Genomic DNA, 17484 nt, shown 5'->3' on the forward strand with positions numbered 1-17484 from the left:
CGAGAAGGTCAGCTTTTCAGGTACCATTTTGGAAGCGGCTGTTGGTGCTTGATGGATTGGTTAGGTTCTTGAAATCATAGCACTTTCAGCCGCTTTCTTTTATACCCTGTGAGAAATCCGGGCTAGTGAGACACTTTGTACAAAACTGTCATCACTTGTGCAAGCGCTCCCCTGCCCAGCTCCCTTCTCATCCTCATCATGGCCCGCGCGTTCTGCGTCGTTTTGCGCGGACTCGTCCAGCTTATCGAGGGCCTCCTCTGCTTTATTGGCCCAGCGCCGCAGCTTGCCCGCCAGCTCGCTCGCCATCGGCTTCAATTGCTGAGTGTAGTCAGCGTCGTAATCGTCCAGACCATCGCGCACGTTGTAGTTACCGGTGGCCCAGAGCCTGCGTAGTGCGCGACGGCGCAGGGCGGCGCTCACGCCAGGCACCATGAAGGCACTGAAATCACTGCCAGCAGGCAGCGTATCCGGATCGGGCAGCGTGTGGTCCAAACTACCGGGGGGTGGCAACGCTGACGTCTCTTGCTCGTCAGTGGCTGCCTCGACTGCTACTTCATCGGCCCCATGATCGGCAACATTAGCGCGCTGTTCCGCCGACGGCCTGACGCGCTCACCTTGCTCGACACCCGTAGGCTCGGAAGAGTCAGTTTCAGACGAGCTAGGCGGAAGATTATCGTCATCGAGACCGCGCTTTTTACGCGACCAGCGCTCAAAACGGCTCACTGCGGCTGCTCCTTGGCCGGGGTCTCTTTACCACGCCCGGCTCCTTTGCGTTTTTTCTTGCGGGTTTCCACCGGGGCGTCACCGTGGCGGGCGAGGTAGTGCTCGATCCACACTTGAATCGCCATCGGCATGGGCGCTTCCAACACCTGCTGCTCGCCATCGAGCCAGCCCGCGGCGACGTCTTGGCTGGCGGTCATCGCATCGGGCGTCGGGGTCTGCCCCGTGAATCCAGCACGCACGAACAGGCGCGGTGTGGACGAGGTAAGGTTGAACCGGTAGGCCGCTCGCTCGGTCATGTAGAGCTGCAAGTTGAGAACACACTCCCCCTGGTCGCCCGGCACGAGCTCGGCAATACGCCACTGGGTCTGTGTGAAACGTCCCACCTGCTTGGCCTCCGCCATCAAGGTGACGCTCAGCGCGCGCAAATTATCACTCATGGGTTTCCCCCCTTAGACCTTGAACGGGTAGACAAGTAAGCCTTTTGAGCGCCATCATCGTCAACTCAGACTATTTTACTCAACTATTATCGTAATGTTCGCCGTGTTTGCGTTACCCACACTACGTTTTGGTATCAGTGAGGATTGCGGATGCCCGCCCTTCAGCTAAGCCGAGCCCGCTTACCGGCCACGACCACCATCGATGTCATGGATGCCTACGGCGACACGCGCGCCCAGGCGATTGCCGCCGAGCGTGCGCTCACGGTCTACCTCAATAAGCGCGAGATCGTCACGCTAATGACCCTAGGAGACGACCCAGAAGCGCTGGTGGTAGGCTACTTGCGTAATCAGGGTCTATTGCGCAGCGCCGAGGATTTGGCTGCCGTGCAGGTCGATTGGGACGTCGAAGCAGCGGTGATCGTCACTCGCCATCTGCCGGAGGACTTGGAAGCGCGCCTGGGCAAACGCACCGTGACGACCGGATGCGGCCAAGGTACCGTGTTCGGAAACCTGCTGGAGCAAACCGCCCTCACCGCGCTACCCGATACGCCGTTGGCGCAATCCACTCTGTATGATTTATTGGCTAATTTGAACACCTATAACGAGACCTATCGCAGCGCGGGGGCGGTTCACGGCTGTGCGCTGTGCCACCAAGTGCGGGTGCTGGATTTCGTCGAAGACGTGGGCCGCCATAACGCCGTCGATACGCTGGCCGGCCGCCAGTGGCTCAATCAAGCGGACAGCCAGTGCGCCGATATTTTCTATACCACCGGCCGCCTCACCTCCGAAATGGTGCTAAAAGTCGCGCAAATGGGCATTAGCGTGCTGGTATCGCGCTCAGGCGTGACGCAAAAAGGCGTAGAGCTGGCCGAACGTTTCGGCGTCATGCTGATCGCTCGGGCCAAAGGCAAAAGCTTCCAAGCGATCAACGCCGCTGGCCGCTTGACCCTAGACGCCATTCCCCCCAAGCCGCCCAGCGCGCGCTCGTCCAAGGAGGCAGGCGTATGATAGCCAAGCAGGATCTCACCGGAATGATTCTCGCCGGCGGCGAGGGTCGCCGTATGGGCGGTCGAGACAAGGGGCTCGAGCCTTTCGCGGGCCTGCCGCTGGTGGCACATACCGTCAAACGCTTTGACGGTCATGTGCATGAGCTGATGATCAACGCCAACCGCAACGGCGATGCCTACGCGCTGTTTGCCGACCGCGTCATCGCTGATGCCGAAGGCGGTTTCAAAGGTCCGCTGATGGGTATTTACAGCGGCCTATGTGCCGCCCAAACGCCGTGGCTATTGGTCGCCCCTTGCGACTCCCCGGCGCTGCCCTTCGATTTGGTGTCGCGGATGATCGCGGGGGTTATCCAAGAAGGTGTCGAACACGACATTGCCGTGGCCTTCGATGGCGAGCGCCTGCACCCGGTCATCGCGCTACTGCGCACATCGCTGGCCGACGATTTGGCCGCGACGCTGGCCGACGGCGAGCGTAAAATCGACCGTTGGTACGCCCGCCACGCTTGGTGCCGCGTCGATATGTCGGATTGCCCGGAAGCGTTCGCCAACCTCAACACCGAAGAGGAAAAAGCGCGTTTGGAGCAGGCCATGACGACATCCTCTCAGGAGGTGCCATGAGCCTATCGTGTTTCGAGCTGGGCGAGCAGATGCTGAGTGTCGAGGCCGCCCGAGCGGCGCTGATGACGCTGGTGGAAACGCCGGTAATCGTTGAGCAGGTGCCGCTGAGCCGCGCCTACGGGCGCAGGCTGGCCGTCGACATCACCGCCCGAATCAACGTGCCGCAAAATACCAACGCGGCGATGGATGGCGTTGCCCTGGCATGGCCCAATGCGTCGCCTCATGCTGTGCACTTTCCTGTCATCGGCGACGCCATTGCCGGGCAAGCGTTCGACGGTCATGTGCTCCCCGGCCAGTGCGTACGCATCACCACCGGGGCGCCCATGCCTACCGGCACCGATACGGTCATCATGCGTGAACAGCTCGTCGAAGAGGCGTACCGTGTCACCGTCGAACGCCCTGAGCGCGTCAGCGTCGGGCAGCACGTTCGCCAAGCGGGCGAGGACATTGCCGAGGGCGATGTGGCGTTGACGGCAGGCACACGTCTGGACGCTGCAGGCATGGGTCTGGCAGCCTCGCTGGGCTATGCCGAGATCACGGTGTATCGTCGTCCCAAGGTCGCGATTTTCTCTACCGGCAACGAAGTCACGCCGCCAGGGGAGCCGTTGCCCAGCGCCGGGATTTACGATACCAACCGGTTTACCCTGATGGGCATGCTCAGCGAGCAAGGGGCCGAGGTCGTGGATCTAGGCATTTTGCCCGACGACCCGCACACCATCGAACGGGCGCTGGCCGAGGCTGCGACACAGTGCGACCTAGTGATCACCAGTGGTGGCGTATCGGTCGGTCATGCGGATTACACACGCACCGCGCTGGAGGCCCTTGGGCGGCTGGCCTTTTGGCGAGTGGCGCTGCGCCCCGGTCGCCCCATGGCCTGCGGCCAGCTAGGCGATTCGCGCACGCCGTTCGTGGGTCTGCCGGGCAACCCGGTGGCCGTCATGGTAACGTTTAGTCAGTTCGTGGTGCCGCTGCTGCAGCGGCTGCAAAGCCAACCACCGGCAGCACCGCGACGGCTGACGGCGGTGGCCCAAACGTCTCTCAAAAGTCGTTTGAAACGCACGGATTTTTTGCGCGGTGTCTATACGTGCGATGACCAGGGAGTGCTGCACGTGCGCAGCACCGGCGCCCAGGGTTCGGGTATTTTGACATCCATGGTGATGGCCAACTGTTTGATCGAACTTGGCGATGACCAAGCAGGCGCTCAGCCAGGCGAGGCGGTCTGCATTCAACCCATAACGAGCTGGCAATGACCGAACAACTGATCGACGATTTTGGCCGCCGGGTACGCTACGTACGCATGTCGGTCACTGACCGCTGCGACTTTCGCTGCGTGTACTGCATGAGCGAGGAAATGACGTTTCTTCCCCGTGCGCAAGTCCTCACACTGGAAGAGCTGGCCATGGTGGCACGCGCCTTCACCGAGTTGGGTGTCGAGAAAATCCGCCTGACCGGGGGGGAGCCGCTGGTGCGTAAAGGCATCGAGCAACTTGTGGACGACATCGGCGCTCTGCCGGGGCTGGACGACTTCACCATGACCACCAACGGTGCCAGCCTGCGTAAACACGCCAAGCGGCTCTACCAAGGCGGCTTGCGGCGGCTCAACATCAGTCTCGACTCCCTCGATCCCGAGCGCTTCAAGCAGCTCACGCGCACCGGCGATCTCGCCAAGGTGATCGACGGCATCCACGCCGCCCAAGAGGCGGGCTTCGAGCGCATCAAGCTGAACGCGGTGATTTTGAAGGGCCGCAACGAAGACGAAGTGCTCGACTTGGTGACCTTTGCCCGCCAGGAAGGCCTCGATATCAGTTTCATCGAGGAGATGCCACTGGGCGATGTATCGGATCACTCCCGGGCGGAGACTTTCTACTCCAGCGACGACGTCCAGGCGATGATCGAAACCCGCTACCCGCTGACGGCGACTACCGAGACCACGCCCGGGCCGTCGCGCTACTTCAGAATGGCCGACAGCGATAGCCGCGTAGGCTTTATCTCGCCCCATAGCCACAACTTCTGCGACAGCTGTAACCGCGTGCGGGTCACCGTGGAAGGCCGTCTGCTGCTGTGCTTAGGGAATGAACACTCGGTGGACTTACGCGCCGTGTTGCGCCGCCACCCTGGCGACATGCAGGCGCTCAAAACCGCCATTATCAACGCCCTGCCGCTCAAGCCAGAACGCCACCACTTCACCACCGACGGTGATGTGCAGGTGGTGCGTTTCATGAACATGACCGGAGGCTAACCGTTGGCTGCTGCGTCACGCGTACCCGTTCACATCGTCACCGGCTTTTTAGGTAGCGGTAAAACCACGCTTATCCACAGCCTGATCGAACAGAAGCCTGTGGATGAAAAGTGGGCCATTCTGGTCAACGAATTTGGTCAAATCGGCATCGACCAAGCCATGTTCGATAGCCGCGACGATGTAGTGGTGAAGGGCCTACCCGGCGGCTGCTTGTGTTGTCAGCTTGCGTTCGTGTTACAGGCCGCGCTGGTCAATCTGTTGGCGCGCAGCAAGCCTGACCGGGTGATCATCGAGCCCTCCGGCCTTGGCCACCCGGCGGGGTTGCTGGACCTGCTGCGCGGTGAGGCGTTTCAGGACGTGGTAGCCGTACAAGATATTATCGCCACGCTCGACCCTCGTCGCCTGGACGACCCCCGAGCGCGCGAGCACGAGACGTTTCAGGACCAGCTGCAGATGGCCGATGCCATCGCCATCACGATGGGTGACCAAGCAAGCGAGGCCCAGCATCGTCAAGCGCAGCAGTTTGTTGGTGCGCTATGGCCAACGCCAAAGTGGGTGCATATCGTCGACCACGGCAAACTTCCCGTGGCGCTGCTGCTGGAGAGCGGTCAGGCCAGCCAGCCAGCGCACACCTCGATGCCTGACGCGCACCATGCCCTGGCGGCGGCCCCGAGCCTGGATGGCGCGTTTTTCGATTTTTCACCGACGCCCGGCACGCCTCAGCAGCAAACCGCCAACGCCTTGGGCTACACCAGTACCGGCCTGCGCTGGCACCCCACCGAACGCTTCGACCTCGACCTGCTTGCCCACTGCGTCAGCGAATTACCTACCTCCGCACGGGTGAAGGGCGTGTTTCACACCACGGATGGCTGGAAACGGCTCAACCGCGCCGACGGAGCGCTCAGCGTCGCCAGCAGCGCCTGGCGGCAAGACTCGCGGCTCGAAGTGATTACTCCCGACCCTATCACCTCCGACGCTCTCGAACACGCGGCGCTCATCGCCACCCTGCATGCACAGCTAGCTCGCTCACGAGTGGAAGCGCCCTGATACCATCGCCTCGATCTCACTGACCGGAACCGGGCGACCATACAAATAGCCTTGAAAGGCGTGGCAGTCGTGGGCCATGAGCCACACCTGCTGGGTCTGGGTTTCGACCCCCTCAGCAATGAGGTCGAGGTTCAAGCTCTTGGCCAGGGCGATGGTACTCTCCACGATCGCCGCATTGGCCTTGCTCTCAAGTACTTGGTGTACAAAGGACTGGTCGATTTTTAGCTGATCCAACGGCAACTGAGCCAAATAGGCTAACGACGAGTAGCCGGTACCAAAATCGTCCAATGAAAAGCGCACACCCAACGCCTTCAAGCTCAACATTTTATCTCGAGCGTCGTCACGGGCCTCCACGAAGAGTGACTCGGTGACTTCGAGTTTGAGCTGGGCCAGCGGCGCTTGGGTGCGCTGAAACACGTGCTCCACGCGGGGCAAGAAGTCCGCCTCGCGAAACTGCAGCGGACTGATGTTGACCGAGATCGTCAGCTGGCTGAGCAGCGGTGAAGGCGCCCAGCGAGCAAGCTGCTGGCAGGCCTCCTCCAATACCCATTCGCCCACGTCGTTGATCAGCCCGGTGCTCTCCAGTAGTGGAATGAACTCCCCCGGAGAGACCATGCCACGCTCGGGGTGCTGCCAACGCAGCAGCGCTTCCACCCCGGTGAGCATGCCGTGGCGATCCACCTGAGGCTGATAGTGAAGTCGCCATTGCTGATTCTCCAATGCCTGGCGCAGTTCCGCCTCAAGCTTCACTTTGGCCAGCAGCGCGGCCTGCATGGAGGGATCGAAGAAACGCAGCGATTGTCGCCCGCCCGTCTTGGCTTGAGAGAGCGCCATATCTACTTGCTGTAGATAGTCGTCGGCGCTCCGCTGACTATCCGACACGATGGTAATGCCCACGCTGGCACTCACCACGGCACTCTCTTCACCAATTGGGACGGGCTCGTCCAGCGCCGCTAACAGTTTTTTGGCGATGTGCTCGACTAACGCGTGCGTTTGGCGTGGGCTACCATCCACGCCTTCGATCAACACGGCAAATTCGTCGCTGCCCAGCCGAGCGAGCGTGTCGGTGTCACGCAGCATTTGACCGAACCGGCGGGCCACGCACTGCAACAGTTGGTCCCCCGCGTGATGCCCCAAGGTGTCGTTCACATGGTTGAAGTTATCGATGTCGATCAGCAAGAGCGCGCCACAGCGCTGATGACGGTTTAGCTCCTTCAGTGCCGTGCCGACACGGTCCATGAAGAGACGCCGGTTGGCGAATCCGGTGAGCGGATCGTAAAACGCCAATTGGTGAATCTCCTGCTCGGCAGCTTTGCGCTCACTGATATCGCTCATGGTGGCGACGTAGTGGGTCAGCTCGCCCGCCGCGTCGTAAACCGCACTAATGGTCAGCCACTCGGGAAACAGCTCACCATTTTTGCGCTGATTCCAAATTTCTCCTTCCCAACTCCCCGTGGCCATGACGCTGCGCCACAAACGACGATAAAACGCCGCGTTATGGTGGCCCGAGCTGAACATGCGCGGATTCTTGCCCACCACTTCTTCATCGCTGTAGCCAGTAATGCGTTTGAAGGTATCGTTGACCTTTAAAATGTTACCCCGCGCGTCCGCCACCATGATGCCCAAGTGCGCCTGAAAAGCCGCAGCCGCGATTTTCAGCTCGACTTCTGCTTGTTTCGCGTCGGTAATATCGCGGGTCACGGATAAAACTCCTTCGATGTGATGAGTGTGACTGGCCAACGGGCTCACCGTGGCGTGAAAATGACGCTGCTGCTGGCCAAGCAGTAACGGATATTCGAACGTCGCCACCTGTCCGGAGCGCTGGACTTGGTGGAACACCTTATCAAAGGTCTTGGCCAGCGTGGCGGGCAGTACTTCATCGTAATGTCGCCCTAGCGCTTGCTGGCTTTCCAGCAGAAGTTTGTCCTTCTCGATGGCGTGAACGAAGCGAAACCGCCCTTGACCATCGAAGACGAAAATCAAATCTTGCAACGAGTTGATCAGCGCGTCCAAGCGCGCCTCCCGGGATTGCAGCCGATACGAGAGCGACAGCCGGTTCAAATAGTGCCGCACGCCCCAGGCCCCTAGTAGCAACATCCCTCCCATTGCCAGCGTGAGAACCAGGCCGCGTTGACGCCAACCGGCAAGCTGGCGCTGCACATCGACCCCGACCACTACCAGTACGGGGTAATTGCCGACACGCTGCATATGGAACAGGCGCTCGCGCCCGTCCAGCGGCGAGCGAGCCGTAAAGGTTTGAGAGGCTTGCTGGGTGGTCAGCCACTGCCGTGTCGCCGGATCGTCGATCTGCATGCCCACCAAGGCAGTCGGATCAGGCACGGGATGACGAGCGATGAGCTTCAAGCTACCGTCGACCAAGCTCATGCTTTCGCCATCATAAACGCGCATTTGTTGAAGAGCGTCCATCAGGGTTTGGGGCACCAAACGCGCGACCACAACGCCATCAAATCGGTCGTTTTCGCCGCTGATTCGCCGAGCGTGATAGAGATAAAACTGACGATCCTCGTCCGACCAGTAAAGCGGCGTCACGAGCTCGCGCTGGCCCCCTTGCTGAAAAGAGCGAAAAAAATCAGTGTGACTAATATCGATGCCCGCGTGGCGATTATCACAACTACTGATCCATACGCGCCCTTGGTCGTTGAGAATACCGATCTCATTGATCAGCGGCATATACCGGGTCAAGGCTTCTACGGCCCCCTGTATGTCGGCCATACCGTCAACGCTATCGAAGCCGCGGGTCTCAACGTGCTGAGCCAAGGTGAAAAGTGCTTGCCCGCTCTGTCCGAAGACGCCTTTCGCCCACTCGGTCATGACGTTAGAGCGGGCAGAGGCCCGGGCTTCTGCCGCACGAATCTCCTGCTGGTACTGGCCAGTCAATAGCCAACCAAACAGCGACACCACCACACACAGCGCCAAAAAGAAAAAGCCGATCGCGCGTCGCTGCAAACGTCGATAACGTGGCAATACGGGCACATCGCGGCTCGTTGCATCACTGCGAGAAGGAAACATGGCACATCGACCTTATTCAGGTATCCCGCAGGCGCACCTGATACAGTGTAAAAAAGAACAGTGGAAGATACACCAACGCCAAGCCAAGATGACATCACCCCATAGTGGCGCGTTGTTTTTTTGATGTATATCAGTTTTTAGCCAGCTTAATTCTTCAATAAGCGCCCTTTTTATCAAGAAGAGGCAGTTATGGCATCGCTAGGCCAAATGAGCGACTACGACATACGTCTAGTGCGTATTTTTAAAACGGTGGTGGAGTGCGGAGGCTTCACTGCAGCCGAGACCACGCTGGGCATTAGCCGCTCGGCGATTAGTCAGCACATGAGCGACCTTGAAAGCAGGTTGGGCTTTTCGCTATGTCAACGTGGCCGTGGAGGCTTTAGCCTGACAGAAGAGGGTAAGGAGATTTACCAGGCGGGACTCACACTGCTTACGGCGCTGGAAACGTTCAAAAGCGATGTGAATGCGCTACACCATACCATCAAAGGCGAGCTGAACATCGGCATTACCGACAATCTCGTCACCCTCCCCGCCATGAACGTCACCCATGCGCTAGCCGCACTGACCGCCCCCCACCATGAGGTCACGGTACACATTCATATGGAGCCATCGGATGCGGTGATTCGCGGCGTGATGGATGGTCATCTACACGTGGGCGTCGTGCCCGCCGTGAACCTGCCCACCAGCCTGGAAACACGCTTGCTCTACGACGAGCCCTCTTACCTATACTGCTCCGCTGGCCACCCGCTGTTCAGCGTACCCGACGACGCCGAGAGCGCCGCCCAGCTTGCTCGATACCCGGCCATTCGACCCCGCTACCCGCTTCCAGAGAGCGCACGTCAGGCCCACGAAGCGCTCAACCTACAAGCCTCCGCTTCCGACCGGGAGGGCGCGGCGTTCCTGATCCTCACCGGCCGATTCATCGGCTTTCTACCCGAGCATGTCGCCGCGCAGTGGGTCGCCGCAGGCAAAATGCGCGCCCTGCATCCGACCACTCGGCACTATCGCATTCCCTTCGTGCTGGTCACGCGCCACGACCGACGACCCAACCGTGTGGTCGATGCGTTTTTGGGGTTTGTCGAACGTTGAGAAGGGAAATCGACACTTACCAGCCTTCGTTTTACGCCAAGCATCGCACCATTCGCAACGCACCGTTCCCACTCCAACACAAGACAACGCCTCGACTTACTGCGATGATGAGAAACTGTTGCATATAGCTATTTTTCTCAAAAGGATTTCTCATGAAATTAACCACCGTCGCCACTGCACTACTGCTGGCCAGCGTCAGCGCCGCCGCGAGCGCGGACCAGCGTATTGCCACGTTTGATCTAGGCAGCTTGGATACGCTGGACGCCCTAGGGGCGCACGAGCAGGTCGTCGGCGTGCCGAAAACGAGTTTGCCCAGCTATCTCGACCAGTACGCTGCCGACGCTTATAGCGACATTGGCGGCCTGCGCTCGCCCGAGATGGAAGCACTGCAGCACGCCGATCCGACCCTGATTCTTTACACCGGCCGTCAAGCCGAATGGGAAGTGGAATTGGGCGAGATTGCCCCACTGCTCAATACCAGCCTGACGGGCGATGACTACCTGACGGCGTTCGATGCCAACGTGCGCGAACTGGCCCGCCAGGTAGATGCAGAAAGCAGTGCAGAAGAGGCGCTCGCCACGCTGCATACCGAGATCGAGCAGCAAAGAGAAGCGTTGAGCGACGCGCCGACAACGCTGGTCGTCACCCATAATGGCGGCAACCTGATGCTCAATCGGCACCCGGTGGTCCATGACGTATTGGGAATAGCCACGCTGGAGATGCCCGAGAGTGTCACCCCCGAAGTGCGCGGCGAACGCACTTTTACACCGCTCTCCGCTGAAGCGATTGCCGAGATCGCTCCTGAAGTAGTGCTCGTGATCGACCGCAGGGCAGCCATTGGCGATGAACCGGCTAATGCGGACCAGCTGCGCACTTTACTGGCGGAAGCTGGCGCCGAGCCTAGACTCGTGATGCTCACACCGGCCCTTTGGTACCTATCAGGCGGTGGCTTACAAAGCTTGGCGCTGCAAGTGGATGAGGTGGCAGCCGCGTTGGCCGATCACGTCTTGACCGATTAAGTCTCATGGCGCTATTGGCCGCTGTCGAGCGGCCTCCCGAAGCGGCTCCCTAACATACCGCGCTAGCGTATCGCTCATCGGCACGTTGAGGGTAATGCCTTTACCGGGCAAAGGCTGCTGGAACCAGCGTTCGTAGAGTGCCTGCATGTCCCCTTGCTGGTAAATGGTGCGCAGCGCTCGATTGACTTGCGCCACGAACGCCTGGTCGCCTTTTCGCATCAGCAGGCCCAGCGGCTCCTCAGCGGTAATGGCTTCCTCTGAGAGGGCGTATGCCGTCGGATCCTCTGACGCTGCGATCATTGCGCTCAGCAGAATGTCGTCCATGGCGAAGGCGGCGACGCGGCCGTCGGTGACGAGGTCGAAGGCTGCTTGCAGCGTCTCGACCGGGACGACGGACAGGTTTAGCCGCCGCTCACGGTTGGCCTGATTGATGTGGCCAACGTTGACGGTGCCTCGAACCAAACTCACACTGCGTCCAGCCAAATCCTGAAGCGTCTCGTAATGGTTCTCTTTGAGTGCCACGAAGCGCACAGAGACAAAAAAGTGGCTCAGCGAAAAATCGGCGCTGCGTCGGCGCTCTTCATTATTGGTGCTGGCGTTGCATTCGATATCGATCTCGCCACTGTTAAGCATCTGCACGCGATTGCCCGGCGTTCTATACACGTACTCGATGGCCAGGGAGGGCAGGTCGAGCTGCTCTTCTAACTGCGACGCTACTTGCTGGCAGAGTTCGATGGAGTACCCGCGCACGTTGCCCTCATCATCCGTATACGAAAAGGGCGCGGTATCGCCATAGCCCACGCGTAAGGTGCCTGTCTCGCTCAGCCGCTGCAGCGTATCGATATCGGAAACTGCCGCCGAGGAGACAGCCCACACCGACATAAGAAGCCCTACCCACCACTGCGCTAGGATTTTCACGTTTCACCTCCTGGAGGGGTCATGTGCATCGGGCCATTCGAACGTGGCCGCCAGCTCTGCACTCATCGGTAAACCCATCACTTGGTTATCGGGCGGTATGGGCTGCAAAAACCATTGATCGTACAGCGCATGAATGGCCCCGCTTTGGTAGTACTCATGCAGCGCCTGGTTGACCGCCTCCGCAAAGACCGCATCCGCTAGCGGCATCATCAAGCCATAGGGCTGGGGGTCGCTGATCGCTTCGTCAGAAATACGAAAACGCTCGGGGGCATCCGCTCGGGCGACGAGACTGGCAAGCAAACTGTCGTCCATCACGAACGCGGCGGCCTGTCCCTTATCGACCATGGCGAACGCCTCTTCATGGCGACGGCTAAGCATCACGGCAATGTTCAGCCCATGACGGCGGTTAAGTGCGTTGAGCTGCTCGATATTGATCGTCCCTGTCGTCGATACCACGCTGCGTCCCGCGAGATCTGCTACGGTGCGCATCGCGTTTTCTGCTAAGGCGACATAGCGCGTCGCGGTGTAAAAATGCGGGTATGAGAAAGCCGCCTGTTCGAGCCGCTCCGACGTGCGCGTGGTGACGCCACACTCGAGGTCGATCTCCCCATGGCGCAGTAGAATGAAACGATTGACCGGCGTGACCGGCACGAATCGGACCTCGAGCGGCACGCCGCCCAACCGCTGTTGAAGACCCGCGACCACCGCCCTACAGAGATCGATGGAGTAGCCGACAGGCTGCCCATCGACCACGTAAGAGAAAGGAATTTCCTGAAGGCGGTGACCCAGCGTGATGGCCTGCTGCTGCGCGATCCGCGTCAAGGTAGGCGAGGTTTCAAGGGCAATAGGTGCCGCGCTTACATGCAGGCTCATCAGTGTCAGAGCCAACACGCCGACACTGTTAGCCCTCATGCGGTGCGCCCCCCATGGTCATGGCAGGGTTGAAGACCGCATAGCGGCCACGCCCCATCGCTTTCGCGGTATAGAGTGCCACGTCTGCGCTGCGTAATAGCGAATGGCTACTGGTTCCGTCCCGGGGCGCCAGCGCAATACCGACGCTTACCCCAATGTGTACCTCTTGACCATCGATGGCAAACGGCTCTTTCAGGACCTCGACCAGTTGATGAGCCAACTGCTGGGCTTTTGCCAATCCGTCATGGCGGGCTTGCTGGATGATCGAAAACTCGTCGCCTCCCAAGCGCGCAACGAGGTCGCTCTCACCCAGCAGTGCTTGCACGCGTTGGCTCGCCTCTATCAGCAAGGTATCGCCTGCCGCATGGCCAAGCGTGTCGTTCACCGCCTTGAAGCGGTCGAGATCAAAAATCATGACATTGAAAGATGCGCCGTGTGGGGCTTGTGTCACGGCCTCCTGTAGCGCATCGTTGAAGTGCACGCGATTGGGCAGCTTGGTCAGCGCGTCGTGATGCGCTAGGTGCTGGTAACGCAGTGCCTGCTCTTTCACTTCTAATAGGTGCTCTCGCTCTTCCACCTTTTTACGCAACGTCTCGATGGCCTGAGCCATGCAGCCAATTTCATCGCTACGCCAAGTATAGGGCGTGGCCCGATCTGCTCGATTGTGCGCAATATGCGTCAAGGCCCGGATCAAGCGAGGGACCGGTTTGAACAGTCGATGCATCAACATACTCAGCAGCAGCGCCGTTGCCAGCAGCACCACGCCCAACGACGCCACAATCTTCAAGATCAGTTCACGATGTAAGTGATACAGTTCACTCTTCAAGCCAATGCTCGACACCACGACCCCATGCAGATCGCCCTGAGGGCTGATAATAGGCAGCGAACTCACGAAGTGCGCCTCGCCCCCAATGCGCGCAAACCCCACATAGAAGTCGTTCGCAAATGGCGCATTGCCAAGCTCAGCGGCATTCGGAAACACTAATTCACCGGCGGCATCGCTATACGCATTGGCGACCGGCGTAAAGCGGCGGCTATTCGTCAGTGAAAAGAGCCAAACGTTGTGGCGCGTTTGCGCACTGGCCAGCGCCAAGACATCGATGGGGCTGAAGCCAGTGCTCAACACCGACTCTTCATCGCCAATCGGGCGTGTCGATACCAGCTGCGTCACTTGCCCGCCAGGATCGGTACGCACCGCAACAGAAGTATAAATACGCCGAATGGTGGCACTGACCATCTGTGCATTCATTTGCGCTTCGCGCCCCCACTGATCTCGGGCGCTGCGCTCAACCATGGTGAAGCCCAGCATCGCGCCCATCAGATAGGCAAAGATGACGCCCATCAGCATGAAGATAGCCACTTTCCCCACCACCGTTCGGTGCCAAGGAAGTGAAGCCTTCGAATCAGGGGCGTTATCGGCGCTGGCCTCTTGCATGCAGCAGGTGTCCTTCAATCGGCGTTTTAGCCATCCGTATCGATGCGTTTAGCGACCAACATCTTGAAATGACATGTCTCACCTTTCAGCAACAGCTGCAGGCCCTTGGTTGTTTGATAAATTATCACCAAATGCCTTCTAAATAAGCACACTATTTAAACGTTTTATCCATGAGTCATGTCGCTTTTCTGGCATGCCCTTTGCGAGTTTCAGCCAATCGCTAGGCGCAGGTATCTCATCCCCGCTTGGCTAGCGAGCGGGGGACACGCTAAGTTAGTGATAAATACCTTCAAGGAGCCCATCATGAGCATCGAAACCGTTCGCCAATTTTTTGCCGAGCACGCGCCCGAGGTGGCCATCGAAGAGCTAGACACCAGCACCGCCACCGTACAGCTCGCCGCCGAGGCGCACGGTGTGGTCTCTGGGCAAATTGCCAAAACATTGGCGTTCAAAGTGGGAGAAAAGCCGCTACTGATCGTCGCCAGTGGCGATGCGCGGATCGATAATCGCAAGATCCGCGATACCTTCGGTGGCAAAGCCAAACTGCTGGATGCCGACACGGTGATGGAACTGACCAGCCACCCGGTAGGGGGTGTATGTCCGTTTGGACTGGCCACCCAACTTCCCGTCTATTGCGACGAATCCCTGCACGCGTTAGATGAAGTGCTACCCGCGGCGGGCTCACCGAACAGTGCCGTGCGCTTGAGCCCACAACGCTTAGCCGACTTAGTCAGCGCTCAATGGGTCGATGTGTGTACGCTACCAGAGAGCATCCGCTAAGTGACGATGAAGCGCGTTTAGGTCACATCGAGCAAATAGCCATAAAACGCCGTATTGCGCTGCCAGCCCAGCGACTCGTACAGTCGCTGGGCGCGCTCATTGTCGACCTGCGTCATCAATATCAAACGCGCAACACCATGTTCACGAGCCAATCGAGTGGCCGCTTCCATCAGCGCTCGCCCCGTGCCTTTCTCTCGGCACGCTGGTCGTACGAAAAGATCGTTCAGCGTCCAGCGCGCATTAAGCCCCACGGTGGACACGCCCGGATAGAGCTGAACGAACCCGGTGAGCGTGCCATCCTCACCTTCGCTCACCATGATGCGTGAATCTGCTTGCCCAAACCGTTGGCGCAAAAAGTCACGCGCGGCTTGCCTATCACTTGGCTGCTGATAAAACTGCCGATAGCCGTCTAGTAGCTCGGTCAAGGCGTCGAGATCATGAATCGTGGCAGAGCGAACGTGGGACATGCGCTATAACTCCTATATGGGTGAGCCACCGAGTGTCTGGCACACCGCCAAACGCTGAGACCAGACGATTTGCCGCGGATTTTCTGACGACGCTCTGATTGTAGTGTATCGTCTTTTCACCGTTTATCGATCCATCTAACAGCAAGGGGACCACGTGTTCCCACTGGGGTTACCGTGGTCCAAACACTCTTTACTCAAACCGAATCCCGAGCACCGATTTACAAAGCTTGGAGCGTGCATGTTTTTACCGCCAGCGGAGTACTGCTAGGCACGATGGCGCTGCTAGCGCTAATCGACAATAACCCGGTGGCCTGCCTGCTCTGGCTGGGGGCGGCGATGATGATCGATGGGGTGGATGGCACGCTGGCACGCAAATATGAAGTAAAATCCGTGCTGCCGCATTTCGATGGATCAACGCTGGATATGGTGATCGATTACCTCACCTGGGCCTTCATTCCCGCGCTCTTCATTTATTACTTCATCGAACTACCGCCCTATTTAGGGCTGACCTCCGTCTTCATCATACTGCTGTCGTCGATGTTCTGTTTTTGTAACGTCGATATGAAAAGCCAGGATAACTATTTCGTTGGCTTCCCCGCCGCTTGGAACATTGCCGCGGCCTATTTTTACATTCTCGATTTACCGCCGTTCATCACGTTTACCGCCATACTGGTCTTAGCGATGCTGACGGTGACCAAAATGAAGTTTCTGCACCCCTTTCGTGTGCGTTTGTTCATGCCGTTCAATATCGCCGTCACGCTGCTGTGGTGCGTGTGTGCCACCTCGTTAATTCTTTCACACCCTGATCACACCGCCTGGGCACGGTGGGGCTTAGGTTTGACTTCTCTGTACTTCGCGGGCATGTGCTTTTGGCGCACGGCTCAAGAGTGGTTCGGCGGTCAGGTACCACGCTAATGGCTCATGACTTCATCGCCCCCGACGGTCACCCCCGCTGCCAGTGGTGTGGCGGAGCGGCGGAGTTCCTGCCCTACCATGATCAGGAGTGGGGCTTTCCCGTGAGTGATGACCAGCGGCTATTTGAAAAGCTCTGCCTGGAGAGCTTTCAATCGGGCTTAAGCTGGCGCACGATTTTGAATAAACGTGAGAGCTTCCGCACCGCCTTTCACCACTTCGATTTCCACCACGTCGCCCGCTTTACGGAAGAGGACGTGGAGCGCTTACTGCAGGATGCAGGCATCATTCGTCATCGCGGAAAAATCGAAGCTACTATCAATAACGCACGTCGGGCCCAGGAGATGGTGGTTCAGGAAGGCTCGCTAGCGGCGTTTTTCTGGCGCTATGAACCAGACAGCGCATCCCATCCAGACCCACAAGCGCAAACCACATCGCCAGAATCGATTGCGCTAGCAAAAGAGCTGAAAAAGCGCGGCTGGACATTTTTCGGTCCCACCACCGCGTTTGCATTCATGCAGGCCATGGGACTGATCAATGATCACTCGTTGAACTGCGTCACTCGGGAACGGGTTGAGCAGGCGCGTGCATTGTTTCAGCGCCCTTCGTAATCCAGCGCAAAACTCATTTCTTACTTCATGGCTAGTGAATACTCACCTACCTCGCTAAGCATCTCAATCGCTAACTCACCTACTTGGCGCACCGCTTTTTCTATCGCAGGCGTTAGCCCGGATTTCTCATAGCACCTCAGCAAGTATCTTACCCAAGACGTAATGCTACTAAAAACCTATTGGCACGGTTTAAACTGCCTACTTTTTAACCACTTCCCGTCGTTCAGACACACTTCCCCC

General features: G+C 58.8%; 17 protein-coding genes. 10 read left to right on the forward strand and 7 right to left on the reverse strand.

Features of this window, described 5'->3' with window-relative positions:
• Positions 1 to 99 precede the first annotated feature (99 nt).
• Both MHM37_RS16570 and MHM37_RS16575 read right to left on the reverse strand, forming a co-directional pair.
• A complete protein-coding gene (locus MHM37_RS16570) occupies positions 100 to 723 on the reverse strand; it encodes a DUF3306 domain-containing protein (RefSeq protein WP_239297363.1) in 624 nt (207 codons plus the stop codon).
• Positions 720 to 1160: a DUF3305 domain-containing protein gene (locus MHM37_RS16575; protein WP_139525812.1), complete on the reverse strand. Its 441-nt coding sequence runs from the start codon at positions 1158 to 1160 to the stop codon at positions 720 to 722. Before MHM37_RS16575 ends, MHM37_RS16570 begins: the two co-directional genes overlap by 4 nt.
• 150 nt (positions 1161 to 1310) lie before the next feature.
• Between MHM37_RS16575 and MHM37_RS16580 the strand changes: the two genes are divergently transcribed.
• From MHM37_RS16580 to MHM37_RS16600, 5 genes are read left to right on the forward strand one after another with little or no spacing between them, the layout of a single operon-like run.
• Complete coding sequence (locus MHM37_RS16580) at positions 1311 to 2168, forward strand: formate dehydrogenase accessory sulfurtransferase FdhD (protein ID WP_239297364.1); 858 nt, start codon at positions 1311 to 1313, stop codon at positions 2166 to 2168.
• Positions 2165 to 2785, forward strand: coding sequence for a molybdenum cofactor guanylyltransferase MobA (gene mobA / locus MHM37_RS16585; RefSeq protein ID WP_239297365.1), 621 nt, complete (start codon positions 2165 to 2167; stop codon positions 2783 to 2785). The genes MHM37_RS16580 and mobA overlap by 4 nt, the downstream gene beginning before the upstream one ends.
• On the forward strand, positions 2782 to 4035 hold the full coding sequence (gene glp / locus MHM37_RS16590; RefSeq protein ID WP_239297366.1) for a gephyrin-like molybdotransferase Glp: 1254 nt from the start codon (positions 2782 to 2784) through the stop codon (positions 4033 to 4035). Before mobA ends, glp begins: the two co-directional genes overlap by 4 nt.
• Positions 4032 to 5024, forward strand: a complete 993-nt coding sequence (gene moaA, locus MHM37_RS16595) for a GTP 3',8-cyclase MoaA (RefSeq protein ID WP_139525816.1) — start codon at positions 4032 to 4034, stop codon at positions 5022 to 5024. The genes glp and moaA overlap by 4 nt, the downstream gene beginning before the upstream one ends.
• A 3-nt stretch (positions 5025 to 5027) precedes the next feature.
• Positions 5028 to 6071 (forward strand): GTP-binding protein, encoded by a 1044-nt coding sequence (locus tag MHM37_RS16600; protein ID WP_239297367.1) that lies wholly within the window; start codon positions 5028 to 5030, stop codon positions 6069 to 6071.
• Here MHM37_RS16600 and MHM37_RS16605 read toward each other — a convergent pair.
• Positions 6051 to 9101, reverse strand: coding sequence for an EAL domain-containing protein (locus MHM37_RS16605; protein WP_239297368.1), 3051 nt, complete (start codon positions 9099 to 9101; stop codon positions 6051 to 6053). The two genes, MHM37_RS16600 and MHM37_RS16605, sit on opposite strands and share 21 nt — an antisense overlap.
• A 189-nt stretch (positions 9102 to 9290) precedes the next feature.
• On the opposite strand from MHM37_RS16605, the gene MHM37_RS16610 reads away from it, so the two are divergent.
• Both MHM37_RS16610 and MHM37_RS16615 read left to right on the forward strand, forming a co-directional pair.
• Positions 9291 to 10190, forward strand: a complete 900-nt coding sequence (locus MHM37_RS16610; protein WP_239297369.1) for a LysR family transcriptional regulator — start codon at positions 9291 to 9293, stop codon at positions 10188 to 10190.
• Between the two features lie 152 nt (positions 10191 to 10342).
• Positions 10343 to 11209, forward strand: a complete 867-nt coding sequence (locus tag MHM37_RS16615; protein WP_239297371.1) for an ABC transporter substrate-binding protein — start codon at positions 10343 to 10345, stop codon at positions 11207 to 11209.
• A gap of 3 nt (positions 11210 to 11212) precedes the next feature.
• Here the strand turns inward: MHM37_RS16615 and MHM37_RS16620 are convergent, their stop codons facing one another.
• The 3 genes from MHM37_RS16620 to MHM37_RS16630 are packed head-to-tail and all read right to left on the reverse strand — an operon-like array spanning position 11213 to position 14474.
• Positions 11213 to 12127 (reverse strand): amino acid ABC transporter substrate-binding protein, encoded by a 915-nt coding sequence (locus tag MHM37_RS16620; protein ID WP_239297373.1) that lies wholly within the window; start codon positions 12125 to 12127, stop codon positions 11213 to 11215.
• Between the two features lie 3 nt (positions 12128 to 12130).
• Positions 12131 to 13039 carry an amino acid ABC transporter substrate-binding protein gene (locus MHM37_RS16625; protein WP_239297375.1) on the reverse strand — a complete coding sequence of 303 codons (909 nt, stop codon included), beginning with the start codon at positions 13037 to 13039 and terminating at the stop codon, positions 12131 to 12133.
• The gene (locus MHM37_RS16630) at positions 13029 to 14474 is read right to left on the reverse strand and encodes a GGDEF domain-containing protein (RefSeq protein ID WP_239297376.1); all 1446 of its coding nucleotides are present in this window, start codon (positions 14472 to 14474) and stop codon (positions 13029 to 13031) included. Before MHM37_RS16630 ends, MHM37_RS16625 begins: the two co-directional genes overlap by 11 nt.
• Before the next feature lie 303 nt (positions 14475 to 14777).
• Between MHM37_RS16630 and MHM37_RS16635 the strand changes: the two genes are divergently transcribed.
• Positions 14778 to 15254, forward strand: a complete 477-nt coding sequence (locus MHM37_RS16635) for a YbaK/EbsC family protein (RefSeq protein ID WP_239297377.1) — start codon at positions 14778 to 14780, stop codon at positions 15252 to 15254.
• Between the two features lie 17 nt (positions 15255 to 15271).
• Here MHM37_RS16635 and MHM37_RS16640 read toward each other — a convergent pair whose 3' ends face one another.
• Entirely contained in the window at positions 15272 to 15721 is a 450-nt protein-coding gene (locus MHM37_RS16640) for a GNAT family N-acetyltransferase (protein ID WP_239297378.1), read from the reverse strand.
• A 174-nt stretch (positions 15722 to 15895) separates the two neighbouring features.
• Between MHM37_RS16640 and pcsA the strand changes: the two genes are divergently transcribed.
• Positions 15896 to 16636, forward strand: a complete 741-nt coding sequence (gene pcsA, locus MHM37_RS16645; RefSeq protein WP_343218256.1) for a phosphatidylcholine synthase — start codon at positions 15896 to 15898, stop codon at positions 16634 to 16636.
• Positions 16636 to 17244 carry a DNA-3-methyladenine glycosylase I gene (locus MHM37_RS16650; protein WP_239297379.1) on the forward strand — a complete coding sequence of 203 codons (609 nt, stop codon included), beginning with the start codon at positions 16636 to 16638 and terminating at the stop codon, positions 17242 to 17244. The genes pcsA and MHM37_RS16650 overlap by 1 nt, the downstream gene beginning before the upstream one ends.
• Positions 17245 to 17484 lie beyond the last annotated feature (240 nt).

Source organism: Halomonas sp. MMH1-48 (assembly GCF_022348105.1).
Classification (GTDB): Bacteria; Pseudomonadota; Gammaproteobacteria; order Pseudomonadales; family Halomonadaceae; genus Vreelandella; species Vreelandella piezotolerans.